The sequence below is a fragment of the Natronococcus amylolyticus DSM 10524 genome (assembly GCF_000337675.1).
GTDB lineage: Archaea > Halobacteriota > Halobacteria > Halobacteriales > Natrialbaceae > Natronococcus > Natronococcus amylolyticus.
In genome coordinates this window covers 1-14,940 of record NZ_AOIB01000042.1, presented here as the reverse complement: position 1 = coordinate 14,940, position 14,940 = coordinate 1, and the positions used below count along the sequence as shown (strand labels likewise).

The 14,940-nt window shown below is 54.9% G+C and carries 7 protein-coding genes and 2 pseudogenes; 4 read left to right on the top strand and 5 right to left on the bottom strand.

Going from position 1 to position 14,940, the window contains the following annotated elements:
• Positions 1–41 precede the first annotated feature (41 nt).
• From C491_RS24315 to C491_RS23920, 3 genes are read right to left on the bottom strand one after another with little or no spacing between them, the layout of a single operon-like run.
• On the bottom strand, positions 42–269 hold the full coding sequence (locus C491_RS24315; RefSeq protein WP_005559795.1) for a hypothetical protein: 228 nt from the start codon (positions 267–269) through the stop codon (positions 42–44).
• Between the two features lie 8 nt (positions 270–277).
• Entirely contained in the window at positions 278–3,625 is a 3,348-nt protein-coding gene (locus tag C491_RS20355) for a helicase-related protein (RefSeq protein ID WP_005559794.1), read from the bottom strand.
• Positions 3,622–7,662 carry an Eco57I restriction-modification methylase domain-containing protein gene (locus tag C491_RS23920; RefSeq protein ID WP_005559793.1) on the bottom strand — a complete coding sequence of 1,347 codons (4,041 nt, stop codon included), beginning with the start codon at positions 7,660–7,662 and terminating at the stop codon, positions 3,622–3,624. Before C491_RS23920 ends, C491_RS20355 begins: the two co-directional genes overlap by 4 nt.
• A gap of 307 nt (positions 7,663–7,969) precedes the next feature.
• Here C491_RS23920 and C491_RS20345 point away from each other — a divergent pair, with 307 nt between their 5' ends.
• Complete coding sequence (locus C491_RS20345; protein ID WP_005559791.1) at positions 7,970–9,502, top strand: SIR2 family protein; 1,533 nt, start codon at positions 7,970–7,972, stop codon at positions 9,500–9,502.
• Positions 9,503–9,847: 345 nt separating this feature from the next.
• Here C491_RS20345 and C491_RS22210 read toward each other — a convergent pair whose 3' ends face one another.
• Entirely contained in the window at positions 9,848–10,465 is a 618-nt protein-coding gene (locus C491_RS22210; protein WP_005559789.1) for a tyrosine-type recombinase/integrase, read from the bottom strand.
• Positions 10,466–11,864: 1,399 nt separating this feature from the next.
• Here C491_RS22210 and C491_RS24310 point away from each other — a divergent pair.
• The 3 genes and pseudogenes from C491_RS24310 to C491_RS20325 all read left to right on the top strand — a co-directional run.
• Positions 11,865–12,398, top strand: a pseudogene (locus C491_RS24310) (CBS domain-containing protein); the annotation flags it as partial.
• A 13-nt stretch (positions 12,399–12,411) separates the two neighbouring features.
• Positions 12,412–13,032 (top strand): annotated as a pseudogene (locus C491_RS23910) (magnesium transporter); the annotation flags it as partial.
• Between the two features lie 213 nt (positions 13,033–13,245).
• Positions 13,246–14,169, top strand: a complete 924-nt coding sequence (locus tag C491_RS20325) for a manganese-dependent inorganic pyrophosphatase (protein ID WP_005559788.1) — start codon at positions 13,246–13,248, stop codon at positions 14,167–14,169.
• Positions 14,170–14,859: 690 nt separating this feature from the next.
• Here C491_RS20325 and C491_RS22800 read toward each other — a convergent pair.
• Positions 14,860–14,940: integrase core domain-containing protein (locus C491_RS22800; RefSeq protein ID WP_005559787.1), on the bottom strand; the 81-nt coding region annotated here is incomplete at its 5' end.

Sequence of the window (14,940 nt, the reverse complement as noted above, 5' to 3'; positions counted from 1 at the left end):
AACTGACGGTACTATGGTCCTCGATTGGAGAACCGAACTTCTCAGTCTTCAATCGGCGGCCGTAGACTGCGCCATCGCATATCGATCGTCTGTCCCGAATCCAGTTCAATACGGTACAGTTGCGAGTCGCGAGGGTTTCCGGTCAATTCCGCAGCGTCATCGCTCAGGATTTTCGCAATCGTGCCATGTTCTCCGTGTAACCGATAATCCGGATCTGTTTCATCTGGGATGTCTATTCGCACCCTATCGTCTACCTTGAATTGTTGCATGTTTTGAGTTACTGTAGCGTTGCTTGGGAAACTAGGGACGGGCCATTTTCGTCTTCATTTGTTTGTTCGGGAGCAATGGCCATCCAGCAGATGAGTTTGACCTCTTCCTCCCGGATTGGCGGAAGTGGCTCGGGTGCGTCGTAGGGTTGTAGTCCGAGATCATCGGCTTTTTCGACGATTCTACGGGCTTTCTCCTCGTCGTCTAAGCCGTCATCACGAACTACCTTTCGAATTTCACGCTCATATTGCTGTGGCCACGGCGCCCCCAGCGAGTCGATCAACTCCTCCTGACGAGTCTGTGTCAGGTCTGACGGCCAGTAATCCCGAACGTGCTCAATGGCTTCACGGAATGCTTTAGGAACATCTGGCTGGACGGCACGTGGATCTGTCTGTTCCTGCCACTGCTGCCAGATGTCCTCTTTCACATCCTCCCACGCATCATAGACACCGTCTTTGAATTCCCTCGGGAGTTCACGATCAGTATCGCGATCACAATCGATGCGCTGGAGGCAGGTGAGCGTGTCGTCGATCATCTCTCTTTCGTCGTTGTCCGGAACGAATCGCATGAACATTTCCTCTCCCACTCTGGCACAAAAGAAGTAGCCCGGGTTCCCAGCTCGAAATCCAGATCCTGCCGCCCACGGGAGCGAGGTGATTTGGTCCTCTCTGTCTTCTAAGCCTTCTCGTAGCTCTTGGCGGTACTCTTCACCTGAGTATGCCGCTGCTTGGCCACCACCCTTTTCGTAGACCTCTTCATTTTCATCTCGAATAGATTCGATGTCCTCAACCCGATCAGAGAAATTCTGCTGCATCGTGTCCATGTCCGGGATGACTTGGCTATCCAGGCCGATAGAGCGGGCTGCTTGGGTTACCTTCTGGCGCACTCGAAGTTCGAGTTCGAGAAGATCGTCAAGGTGGTCCTCCGGGAAGAACGTCATCGGGAATATCTCGGGGTGTGGCGAGTTGATACGGTCGATCCGTCCGTTCCGTTGAACGACACGCATTGGGTTCCACGGCAGGTCGTAGTTGATGACGTTCCGGGCCTGCTGGAGATTGACCCCTTGTCCGAGCACGTCGGTTGTAACGAGGATGTCGTACTGGTCTTCGACGCCTGCCGGCGCATCTGCCGAGTCGGGAGCGAAGCCGTGAACCGCATCCTCTCTCGTGACTCCCCGGACCGAGCTGTCTCCAGTGACGCCAGCGATTCGGCCCTCGTAGCAGGAGAGTGTCTCGTCGTTCTGGGCGCGTTTTTCTAGATAATCCAGAATCCACTCGACTGTGTCCGCGTAGTAGGAGAAGATGACGACCTTCCGGTTCTGCCGGAACGCCTCTTCCTTCTCGAGGTCCGGGTCCGTCTCGGCATCTTCTTCGGCATCTTTAGCGATGTCGATAAGCGTCTTACCTAGTGTGTCGAGTTTCTCGTCGTCGTCGCGCGTAACGACACTTACACGCTCATACCAGTCTTGTAGAATCTCTAAGTCGGTTTCAAGATCCTGACGAAACTCCTCGACTTCCGCTTCTGTTGCACCGAGGTTGTATACGGTCTGGTCGTCTGCCTGATTGAAGGCATCGTCGAGTACCTCGTCGCTGTCAGCTTCGACCCACTCCTCAATCGCGTCGGGCTTGGGGAACATTCCGTTGTCAAGCAGGCCCAGTGCAGCGCGGTTCTGGTCGATCATCCGCTCTAATGTGTTGGCGAACGCTTTGCTCGAGGACTCAAAGCGCTTTAGCAGACCCGTTCTGAGCAGACCGATGAGTGACAGTTCCGAGGCGTCTTCCTCGCCTTCGAGGTAGTACGATGGTCGGTACCGGGCGAGAGTGAGTTCCGACTCGTTCCGGTCGCCAGCGGCTAATCCCTTTGCGACGTCATCGAAGAAGGCGTCGCCGAACGTATCACTGAAATCGTAGTCGATACGCCGAGGCTGTGACTCGGGGAAGGTGATTCTGACTTCACCACCCTCGCCGTCGGGGAGAGTTGCGTTCTCATAGTGTTCCCGAATGAACCGCCGTGTCCGCCGAACAGTCGTCTCATCAAGGACGTCGAACAAAAGGTCAGGGCTCAGGTCAGACGGATCTTCGGCCTGTGCATGCTTGAACCGGTCACGAAGCGACCGGATTCCGTCCGAGGCGAACGCTGCGTCGTTCTTAATGAAGTAGTATAGGAGGTAATAGAGATCCCACAGCGAGTTGTTCACCGGCGTTGCTGTGAGCATCACGACATCCTTTGGTGGGTCGTCTCGCAGGAGCTGTCGAAGCGCATCAGCCTGCTGTGTACCAGGGTTACGGAACGCATGCGCTTCGTCAATGATGACGAGTTGGTACTCTTCCTTCTCCAAATTCAAGTGCGACCGCTCACCACCGAATTGGCGTTCGTTCCGAAGTTCTGAGTAGGAGAGTGTCTCGAACTGGACTCCCCACTCCGGGGCCTTCGATTTCCACATCCCATCACGCAGATATGCCGGAGCGACCACCAGTGCTCGTTGTCGGTTTTCGTTGACCGTTTTCTCCAGCAGTTTCCCGGCGATGTAGGTCTTCCCAAGGCCGACCTCGTCAGCGACAATCACGCCGTTGTGCTTGTCAAGGAACCGTTCGGCACGGCGAACTCCGTCCTGCTGGAAGTTGGTGAGGTTGATTACGCCGTCATCCTCAGCCTCCTCTTCAAGTTCGTCGCCGTAGCGCTCGTACAGGACACGAAGGTAGATGAGGTACGGGTCGTACGGTTCGAACCGCTCCTCATAGATCGCTGCGAGGTCGTAGGGTTCGGCGTCGGTCCAGAGCTCTTCGAACCACTCGTTGACCTGTCCGGTCACAGACGGACTGTACTGGCCGACGTTCAGCTCCATGTTCGAGGTCAGTCCGGCACCAGTGAAGTTCGAAGAACCGACCAGGACCCCTTGGTCGTGAGAGAACAGGTACGCCTTTCCGTGGAGGAATTGCTCTTCGTAGCGTCGAACCTCGACATCGTCACCACGAAGGAAGTCCACCAGTTGTTGTAGGCGATCGTCGATTCGTCGGGAGAACCCTAGGAGGTCCCGGTCTTCGTCGAGATTGCGGTCTAGGGTCTGGAGAGAATCTTCGAGTCGCTTCTGGTCGTACTCTTCACCACGAGGTTCGCCTGGCTGTCGCCAGCGCTCGGTATCCTTCTGGCTGGGCTGAGCGCCGAGGAGAAGCCGTACCTCCCCGACCTCGTCGAGTGCGTCAGCCACCTCAAAGTAGCCACGGGGGTTGAAGTAGCCGGTCGCCACATCGAGGTTGGGCTCGGGGCCCATCTTCTCGCGCAGGTCCTCGATATACTCGTTAATTGCTGCGGCAAGGGTGTTGCCCTCCCGATTGTCGATAAACTCTGGCCTGGTCATTCTTTGTCCTCCAGTTGCTCAGCCCACTCGTCATAGTGCTCCAGCACCGCGTTCATCCGCCGCTCGTGATCCCAGTTGTCGTGGAACGTCTCAAAGACAACCTGAAGGTTTTCGCGGCTCAGCCCGTAGAGGTGGGCGACGACGGCGTCAAGTTCGTGAATCTTCTCCTGTTTCTCGTCGTCGTCGAGTGGGCCGTAGTCGACGCCGATCTCGTTGGCCCAGTCCTCGTAGCGATCGTCAATAGCGGCAAGGCGTCCAGAGAGTTCGATGGCACGCTTTCGCAAGATGGATTCTCCGTCAGGATGTGGGATCGGAACCCCATTGAAAATGTAATAGTCAAGGTGTTTCTCCACGAATCGGCGAGCATACCAATCTGTAGGAATGGACGAAAGAACACCAATAAGGTAGGCTTCGTCTTCAGAATCCCCACTCTCCCAGAGGAGCACTGGATCGGCATCCCTCATAAATACTTTCGGCGGAATTAATGAAACACGCACGGTCCTGCGATCAGTGGCTCGAGTGACCCTCCGGAACGCGATAGTTGGGGTGAAGCAGGGAAGTTCCCGATCTGTATCTGGCCATTTTCGGCTACGACTTCTTTTGTCTTGGAGATATTCTACCAGTTTCTCCTTGTTGCCCCAACCATAGTAGGAACCAGTGTCTGGATCCCAAATATCGAACGACTCTCCCTTATATACTGGCCAGACTGCACCATCTTGTCCAGAAGCTTCACTCTCGCTTAGACAGTCACTGGATGTAATCCCGGTTCGATAAGGGACTACATTCCAGTCATCTCTGTCTGCATTAACAACGGCGGGTGACTGCTGGATTTGGTCAAAGGCTTCAATAGCTCCAGGATTGGGCGGCAAGAGCGGGAAGGATGCTGTTTCTGTCCAATCAAGCACATCTCTCAACTCAAAATAGTGGGGTTCGTGCTGAACACCATCATCGAACGCTTCTCGACTCGGGTAAGGACCTCGAATTGGAACCCAAGTATCCTCTGATGGACTATCTTTTCTCGCGGAGAACAATCCTATCGTCGTCTGGGGATGTACCTCCTCAAATGCCCACTGCCGGTTGTTCAGTATGAATGTAATGTCGGATATTTTTCCACTTTCTAAAATATGTCGGCGGAAAGACTCAGATCCTTTTGAGAGAAAGGCTTCACGAGGAAGTACGACCCCGAGATGACTATCTGTCTTAATTAGCCGCCAAAACTGCCAGCTGAACGCTTGGTAGAGGTCAGGATCGCCGCTTCCTAGCCCTGGATACGGTCCGTTTATCAAAATCTTTGCCTTCTTTTCCTGCTCTAAACGCTCTTTTTCTAGTTCATCAACTAGATCCTCTCTCTGTTTTTCTAACTCTGAAATCTCTGCTTCTCTCTCCGGCTGAGTCATCGAACGAAGACCCGGGTAATGACGAGCCCAGAACTCATGCTTTTCCACCTTCGTCTTCTCCCATGGTGGGTTCCCCAACAATACGTCAAATCCAGGGTTGTCCCCATTGAACACTTCTGGGAACGCTATCGGGAAGTGTAGTTGATTTGTTCCCTTGAATACATCTTGAGCCCTTTCGTACTCATCTGATCCCAGTAGTTCTGTATCGTCGCTATTCACGACGCTTGGATCAATTTCATCCTCTACTCTCGATGCCGCCAGAATGTCGAAAGCTGCACGGGTCTCCGCCAACTGATCCTGAATCTCTTCACGCGTCTCTCGGGCTTCGGCGACCTGCTGTGCGTCGGCGTCTGCGAAGCTTCCCAGTTCGTCGATGGCGTCCTCAATGTCGTTCACCACGCTAGATCCACCCATGAACATCTCGAGATTCGTTTGTTCGACATCGAGAATATCGCTCACCTCGTCCAGCGTGCCGATGCCTGCCAGCGAGTCGCCCGTGGTAAGGTTGTAGTCGAGGAACGCCAATGGAAGCCCTGGAACGAACGTGTGCACCCACAGCGAGAGGCGCGCCAGTTCCGTCGAGAGGTCATTCACATCGACCCCGTAGATACATCGACGGGCAACCTGCCGCCGAAGAAGTTGACTGCGTTCGACTTCGGGCATCTCCTCGCTGCTCGCGAAGGCATCCTCGGCGGCGTCGCGTAGGCGGTCAAGCTCTTCTTCGACCTGCGGGAGGTGGACGTCGTCCCGTGTCAGGTACTTCATTAGACGGTTCTCAATGCGGTCAACGGCGCCGACGAGAAAGTGTCCCGACCCCATGGCGATGTCGGACACTCGGAAATCAAAAAACGCCTCCGCGGCCGCTGTGCGGCCCTCCTCTTCGCGCAGGCGGTCCAATCGTTCGAGGTGATCGTCCAGCGCCGGTTCGAGCGAGTGATCTAGAAGATGCTCAACGAACCGAGTCTTGGTGTAGTACGTCCCGGTGGCTTTCCGCTCGCCGGACTGACCGTGAAGGTACACCTCGCCCTCTTCAACGACGACGTCTGCATCGTTCTCAGCCAACTGCTGCTGACCCGTTGGGTTAATTGGTGTGTAGTGCCCCTCGTTGTCGACGGTCAGGTCCTGATCGGCAAGTGAGAGTTCAGACTCGAGCAGCCCCTCGTAGATGACGCCGAACTCTCGGACGCCGATGTTGCGGAAGTCAACTGGCCCCTCGATGTCGTCGGCCTCGGACTCGTCGATGAGCAGGTTTGCCAGCACTGGCCCGAACTGGTTATCGGTCAGTTCAATCTCTGCTAGCTGGGCCCCCGCTTCCGAGATGTCATCGTCCGAAGAGAGCAGCCGCCCATTGTACTCGGGAAGGCCCCACTCCGAGTGACCGTTGTGGATCGCGTGGGATAGTTCCATGACATCGTCCCAGTGGGCCGTCGACCGATCGTCGAATTCGATGTCTTCCTGACGAAGGTCGTGCAGTTCGTGAGCCTTTGCCTTCAGTGACCGGCGCTCGTACCGGGGATTGTGCCGTGGGAGAAACCCTTCGTCCTCGGCGTACGCGATGAACAGCAGCCGGTAGAGTTTGATCAGCGCCATCCGATAGGTCCCATCCAGTTCGTCTTTCGTCGGGTTCTCGAGATTGCGGGCCTCGGCAATGGACTCGGCGAGATCCGGGACGACATCATCGTAAATGCGCTCTCGAAGCCGCCGCCCCAACTCGGTGGCGTAGTCCTTCGAGTCGGACATGATCTCGTGAAGCGATCCATCGTCCTGAAGTGCTCTTGAGGAGAACAGCAGCGGCAGGTAGCCGGCATTGTCGTCGGTGAGAAGGTCGGTATTGACCTCGACAAAGGTGTCAGTCCGACCGCGCGATCCAAACCCTGCGTCAGGGTTGGTCGTGTAGAGCCGTAGGCAGTTGTCCGAACTGGCGATGACGTAATCGAGGTTCTTTTTATCCGCTTCATTAAGCGCGTAGGAGACAGGCGTCTGGCCGGTGAAGCGATCCTGCGCGTGGTCGAACGATTCGTTTTCGTTGAGAAAGACAGCGACGGCTTGCTCCCGTCCGTCTCTAGTGTCCTTCAGAATGTAGCTGTGATCTTGGAGACGCTCGATTTCGTAACCGAGCCCCTCAACCAAATTACGCCCTTCCTCGTCCAGCAAACCCTTAGCTCGGCCGACAGCGTCTTCCCAGTCAGGACGGTCAGGGACGCCGCTTTTCAGTTCGTGTGTCGAGAGGAGCCCCTGATTTCGCAGGCCAACCAATTCTTCCTCAATCTGTGCGAGGACCTCGCTAAGGAACCGCTGTGCGGCATGGTGGTCCGGTCGCTCAAGCGCCGACTCGCAGATACGTTCGACCTGTGAGGGCTCGAGGTCGCGCTTGACATCCGGGTCCTCACCAGCGGGCCCGATGATGTCGACCGTTTGGCTGTCGTCTCGAAGCACAATGACGAGAATCGGGTTGATACGCTGGTTCCGACGGTCGGTGTAGAGTCGCTGAAGCCAACTCTTCTGTGGTCGGTCGTCACATTCTGTGACGAGAATCTCGAGACCGTTGGATCCTTTTCCAAGATAAAGCTCACAGTCGGCACTGACGCGATCCGATGTCCACGGGCGTGATGTTTCCGACTCGAGGAAATCGACAGGCATTGACAAGTGCACTCTTCTATCGGCGTATTATTCTTTTGAGTCTTCCAGAGTAGGATCTTGTAGCTGATTGATTTTGCCGGGGGTATCAATCTTCGTCATCGCGGTGTCGATCCACTCCTGATTATTCGCAGTGCCCTCTGGCGATTAGCATCGCACATATAGATCCGCTTTGATGTACAATAGATGTTTTTACCGTTTGTCCGTTCAGCAGACTGGTCAAAGCGTCACGGAAGGGGATAACCGTTAAAACATTCAATCCTCGCGGCACTTCCAAACTATCATTACATGGGAAAGTTGATTCATCCGCATGACTGGTTTCGAGGAGTACAAGGAGGAAGTGATCGCCGATATTGAGCAGACGGTCACGAGGGCCAATTGTCAGCCCGTGATTTTCGCTGGTACCGGACTTTCTATTCGGTACTTCGGCGCACCGAACTGGGATGGATTGCTCGAGAGGTTAGTGAAGGACTGCGACGGACTCGAGGAGGAATACGGCTTCTATCGGCAGACGAGGAGTCCAACGGAAGTCGGCCAATTCCTCGCAGAGAAGTACGCTGAATGGGCATGGAGCGACTATGGGGGGTACGATAGTGACGAGGAAAGCGAGTTTCTTGGATGGGACGAGGAACTCTTCGACCACGAGAACAAACGCGATATCTTCCTGAAGGCCAAAATCGCCGACCACATCCGCAAAATGACACCGGAGACCGTCGACGATCTCGCCGAGGACACCGTCCACGAGAAAATCACGCTTGACGCGGCACTGCGTGAAGTCAAGCATCTACAGGAGATTCAGCCTCACGCGGTCATCACGACTAATTATGATCGCTTTTTCGAGGCCATCTTCAACGAAGAAGTTTCCGACGACAACCTGCTGGATGACGACCGAGTCGGAAGTGCCGGTTTCAATCGCGACGAGGAGATCGACCCTGACGATATTCCTTCCTACCGAGTTGTTGTTGGCGAACAGGTTCTGAGAACACGGTACCGGAACATCGGCGAGATTCTACACATCCATGGCTCTGTCTCTAATCCAGAGTCCATCGTACTCACGGAGGACGACTACCATGAGTTCAACAACCGAAGACGGTACCTTAGTTCGAAGATGCTAACGTACTTCGCTGAACATCCCCTCCTCATCGTCGGCTACCGACCGGACGATCCGAACGTCCAACAGGTACTCACGTGGGCTGATGAGGTGTTGAGCGACGAGCGGTCTATTACAGAGGACATTTACTTCCTTCAGTGGGTGGAGAACGCCGAGGAGGAAAATTCATACCCGCGGGAACATGACATCAAGCTCGACGACGGCGGCCATCTTCGCGTCAAGAATATTGTCGCCGACGACTTCGGCTGGGTGTTCAGAGCATTTGCCGAGGGCGATGAACTAGCGGTTGACCCTCGGTATCTGCGGAGCCTTCTTGCGCAGACTTACGATGTTGTCTCCTCAATGTCCTCAGGTGGCGAAGTCGTAGATATCAACCGACTGGAAGATGTCGCTACTGACGTAGGTGAGTTGCGGACGGTACTAGGATACATGGAGGGTGAACCAGGAGAGGTGCCACCGATCAAGTTTCAGCATACGTATCGTCCCTCTGAGGTGGCTGAAGAAATTGGGCTAGATAGCTATGTAACCTTGAACCGGGAAATTCTTGACCAGATCGAAGAAGATAGAGGGGTCGACATCACCGCGTTCAACAACCGCTATCACATCGCTTTCTTTGAGGAAAGCGGAGTGGAGCCGCGTCGGTACTCTGATGAGGCCCTTGACTTGTTTAAGAAGGTGAAAGATGGGCAGGACTACAGCCTTGATATTCCAGAGGAACGGATACCTAATTGATTCTCTACCAACGGATGATCGGTACAAGGAAAGAAAAGACTAAGCGTCCATAGGATTCGTCGATAGCTTATCTTTATAAACCGATTTCGCTCCATTGTCTATTCAGCGTGACTCCGTCAGAATCATCCATATTTGATCGAAGTAACAGTGTTAGGTTCGTAGATCAATATACCGGCAGATTCACCGAAGCACGGAGTGAAATCAGTTCTTGAGAAGAGTTCTGTGACACACCCTACACAGCATGAGAACTGAAGCGAACTGAGAAGTTGGACTGAGGTCGATCATGCGTTATGGGCAAGAGACGACTTACTGATTAGTGAATCCGAACACCCGCCGATCTTCCAACTACCGTGGGATCAAGTGGCTATAGATTTGGTCCGTGGTTTGTCTATTGGCGTGACGTAGTCGTAGTTGTACATCCTCGAGCCGACCACCGTCGATCTGGATAATCCGATAGGCTACAGAGTGCCGAAGTGTGTGCGGAGTAACGTCCGTTGGCTCTCCTATGCCACCGCCAGCAAGCAGCGGGCGCACGTTCGCTTCTACAGCGAGTTTTTCTATGAGCCGCTGTAGGGACCGTGTCGTGATTCGGTCGCTTGAGCGGGTAGGAAAGAGAGCTGTAGTGTTCTTCCATCGGTCCCGAAGATACCGACGGAGTAGTCGAACCGTCTCAGGCTTGAGCTCGAGAGTCGCTGGCGGTGGTGAGCCTTTCTGGATAGCACTCGGAAGATAGACGGTTCCGTTTTCGAGATCTAGGTAATTTACCTCGAGAGCGCACAGCTCGCCGGCGCGAAGGCCAGCATCATAGAGCAGTGCGACGATCACCTCATTCCGGTCCTGAAGGTAGGGTGCGACGACTTCAGATAGGCAGACGTCTCGAAGCCGTTCAATCTGATTCGGCTTGAGCCACGTTCGGGCCCGGCTGAACTCATCAGAGTGCTCAACGTCGGGATTGCTTGGCATGGGTTCTGTAGGCGGCATAGTTTATAAGCGAGAAGGGTAAATCGGTCGGTCAACGTCGCAGTTTGTGNCAACGTCGGGATTGCTTGGCATGGGTTCTGTAGGCGGCATAGTTTATAAGCGAGAAGGGTAAATCGGTCGGTCAACGTCGCAGTTTGTGCCGAACCACGACGTTCAGCTGACATAGTAACATACCCCGACCACAAATCTTATCATGCTAGGCCCCCACATGAATAAATGGCGAGGCCCCACCTGCCAACCAGTTGTCAACCGCGTCTTCCGTAGAAACCCTCACCCCGGGTTTCTCTAAGAAATCCTCATTAGCCAAACTGCCAATCGCGCTGATCGGGTCGTTTGGTCGTCGCTGGCGTTGGGCATCTTGGCCGCTAAGTACTAACGCGGACAGAAATCACTGCTCGAGTCAGGACCTTCTGGTACCGTCTGAATACCCACCTTCGAGATTGCTCTCAAGTTCCAGTAGTTGTTACATGGAGATGCTTACTGAGCGGTGAACTATCCATCAGAGATGCAACTCCATGGAGACGGGCTGAATACACCTATCCATTACTGGTTTCACTCAAAATAAACCGTCAGAGTTCGACTGCACCAATCCAGCGTTCCTTGCTGTGAACCGGGCAGAACGACTCGTGATTCCGTTTACAATTGGAGTCCATACACCACCCACATGAACACCAATGCTGCATTGATTGGTCTGGGATCACCCGCCTGCACAATGTACATCTCACTTTCATGTAGTATGCTACTTCCTACCACACCATAACTATGTACCACGATAAAAGATTACTGTCCTTATATTCAGCATATCCACTGTAGTCCTTGATAAGATTGGAGAGTTTAGAACTTCGGTAGAGGTCCTTGTATAGAGACCGGCGGAGTTTGTGGTAAACTCAGACGTTCGGCTGACAACATGACATACCACATAGAGAGATTGCAAGAGAATGACGGTTGGTGTCGCCGCTTTGCCAGGGACAGTGGCTTCTCTGGATTCTGTCACATGAGGATGGCAAACCAACCGTAGCTACTCTATCAAGCACTAATACTAATTGCAAAGCCGTACTGAATACATCGACCGGAACACTAACTGGTCTTCTATTCGGGTACCCTGCAACTGGTCTGTAGAGTGCAGATTCAATGAGTCGCTGCTGTAAATCGCTGCTGTGTAACGTCGTACCATATTAATATTCAAACCGAAGTGATTTTTTAGCCTGCTCTAAACTGACTGGCTGCATGCTGGATACAAATCACAGCAACCACTTTGGCACCGATACTCCGATCAACGAGAGTGCCCGCGAACGTGGGCGCACGCTCGAGGATCTGGTCCTTGACCTGCTCCAAGCTGAGTTTGCAGGCGTCATTCGCTCGCACGCCCGTGGTGAGGTGTATGGAGGACGCTGACCGGGTCGCCGCCGACGGCGGCGAATTCCACGCCGACCGCGTCGCCGACGTCACGGAAGCCGATTTTGTTGCGGTTACCCAGGAAACGTTCATTGGAGAGGCGATCGAGCAGTTCCGCGAGTTCGAACCCGTCTCCGACGAAACTACCGTTTACTACCTGTACGTCACAGATAATTCGGGCCGACTCGTCGGCGTCATGTCCCTTCGGGAGCTCCTTAACGCGCCCGAAGACGACGTCGTCGAGACCCACATGCACACTGATCTCGTCACGATCAACGCAGACACCGACCCCGAGTACGCGGCCGACGAGGTCGCCGAACACGACTTCCCAGCGCTACCGGTCGTCGACGACGACGGCATGCTCGTTGGCGTCCTCCGAACCGAAGACATGATCCAGGTCGTCGAGGAGGAGGCCACCGAGGACATCATGAAGAGCGCGGGCTTTTCCTTTACCGACGTCGAGACCGCCCGTTCGAGCGCGATCCTCGAGTCCTCGATCCCGAAGATTCTCAGACTGCGACTGCCATGGCTCNACCGAGGACATCATGAAGAGCGCGGGCTTTTCCTTTACCGACGTCGAGACCGCCCGTTCGAGCGCGATCCTCGAGTCCTCGATCCCGAAGATTCTCAGACTGCGACTGCCATGGCTCATCGTCGCCCTCGCTGGCGGGCTGATGGCCGGCGGCGTCATCGAGCAGTTCGAAGACACGCTCGAGGCCGTCGTCGCGCTGGCCTTCTTTGTTCCCGTCATCATGGACATGGGCGGCAACGTCGGCACGCAGGCGTCGACCATCTTCGTCCGCGGCCTCGCGCTCGGTCACATTGATGACCGAAACGCGATGAGACACTTCGCCCGCGAGGGCGTCATCGGCCTGCTGATCGGTCTCATCATCGGCGCCATCGGCGCTGGCGCGGCCTACGTCTGGCAGATCAACGAGCCCTACGCCCTCGAGCTGGCGACGGTCGTCTTCGTCGGACTCGTCACCGTCTGTGTAGTCGCCTCGACCGTCGGCTACGTGATCCCGTGGCTTATGAATAAGCTCGGGTTCGACCCCGCTGCAGCCTCGGACCCGCTGATCACGACGGTCAAGGACATCACCGCGCTCCTAATTTACTTCGGGCTCGCGGCCGTCCTGCTGGCCGAACTGATCTAGCGAACTCCGTTCACCTTTTCACGCCCCTTCAAGCCAATCATCTTGCCGCTTAGGTTGGAGGTTCTCTTTCGGGGACATCAGGGTCTATTCAGCACATTCGCGCGAATTCAGCAAGCAGCGATTGTTCGGTAGAACAGATACAGGAGCGAGAAACAAGCTACCCACCAGAACAGAATGGGATATGGTTTTTAACGGGGGTACGATACAGCGGCTATGGCAAACCCCATCTACGTTATTGGTCATCAACAGCCGGACACTGACGCTATCTGCTCTGCCCTCGCGTATGCACGGCTGAAGCAGGCACAGGGAGCGGATGTCGTCCCGGCGCGGGCTGGTGCGGTGAACCCGGAGACCCGGTTCGTCCTCGATCGGTGGAACGTTGAAACTCCCACTCTCATCGATGATACAGCGGCGGACCGGCTGATCCTCGTTGATCATAATGAGTACAGTCAAGCCGTGTCCGGCGCACGCGATGCCGAGATCGTTGAGGTCGTGGACCACCACCGAATCGGTGACGTACAGACCAGCGACCCTATCTTCTTCCGAACCGAACCAGTTGGTTCCACCGCCACCATCCTCACGCACCTGTACAACGAAGCGGACGAGACGATCGATACCAAGACTGCCGGCCTGCTGCTCAGCGGGCTGTTGAGTGATACAGTTCTGCTCCGATCCCCGACAACTACCGAAACAGATCGGAGTATAGCCAAACGACTGGCTGAGACAGCCGATGTGGACCGCGAGGAATACGGCAAAGAGTTGCTGCAACAGAAAAGCAAGCTTGGGGAGAAACAGCCCCGAGAAATGGTTCTGAGTGACTTCAAAGAATTCGAGTTCGGATCGAATCACGTCGGCATTGGACAGGTCGAAACCGTAGAGCGGGAGGTGGTATTGGATCAGCGGAATGCTATACTCGCTGCGATGGACGAAATCGTTTCTGAGCGGGACTACGCCGTGCTTCTGTTGCTCGTCACGGACGTGCTTAGGGAGGAATCGGTCGCCCTCATGGCTGGCGGCCATGCAGCGACAGTGGAAGATGCTCTCGATACCTCATTCACGGATCGGGAAGCGTTTTTGCCCGACGTTATGTCCCGGAAAAAGCAGATCGTCCCACCACTTGAGAAGAACTTCAGCTGATCCACAGTACATCCAATCTCGCCGGTCGATGGACAGGTACCGTACGCCTTCGGTAGTCTCGTTGCGAAGCCCCTAACGGGGCTCGACAACCCTACTCAGGGTCGTCGCCGATCGACAGCTCGAGGCCCGCACCCCATACCCAAACGCTGATGGAAAGTGGGGTCGTACTGTCGACCGTTCGTAGGAGCCCCATGACTCCTACGTACGACGCGACGATCACCGCTGTCGTTTCGATCATCATCGCGGACGCCCGGTGCGATCACACCGGGCAGCCTCAATTATTCAACAGAGTTACTTATAGCCCCCTTTGAATTCCGAAAATGCTGCTGCTCACTCGTGACATCATCGCTTTCCTGTTGCCAAACTGTATATCGTGGTTGTCGCGAGTCACACAACCAAAATACGCAACACCACCGTCTTAACCAACGAGAGGGGTCTCTACCGAGTCAGTGTTGGTTATTTCGAGTTCGCTACTCCTCGTCGTCCTTGCTACGATCGCGGTGCGCCTGCCGACCAGCCGACGTGTCGGGCCAGCCGTCCCGTTGATACTCGCCAGCGTGTTTACTGTTGATGTGCTCGGTGAACTCCGCTCTCGCTCCAAACGTTCTCGAACAATCAGGGGATGGACACTCGTAAGTCTCGATATCATCACTCATACGCTGACCTACCAATCCAATCGGAAGGCACTGTCTAGTTCTGCACCTCCTCGATCGGCGTCTTTCCGTCGAGAGCTTGGTGCGGTCTCTGGCGGTTGTAGTAGTGCATGAATTG

Coding starts and splice junctions, on each gene's coding strand:
- C491_RS20325 (WP_005559788.1), top strand. CDS start 13,246: ATGGCAAACCCCATCTACGTTATTGGTCATCAACAGCCGGACACTGAC.
- C491_RS20345 (WP_005559791.1), top strand. CDS start 7,970: ATGACTGGTTTCGAGGAGTACAAGGAGGAAGTGATCGCCGATATTGAG.
- C491_RS24315 (WP_005559795.1), bottom strand. CDS start 269: ATGCAACAATTCAAGGTAGACGATAGGGTGCGAATAGACATCCCAGAT.
- C491_RS22210 (WP_005559789.1), bottom strand. CDS start 10,465: ATGCCAAGCAATCCCGACGTTGAGCACTCTGATGAGTTCAGCCGGGCC.
- C491_RS20355 (WP_005559794.1), bottom strand. CDS start 3,625: ATGACCAGGCCAGAGTTTATCGACAATCGGGAGGGCAACACCCTTGCC.
- C491_RS23920 (WP_005559793.1), bottom strand. CDS start 7,662: ATGCCTGTCGATTTCCTCGAGTCGGAAACATCACGCCCGTGGACATCG.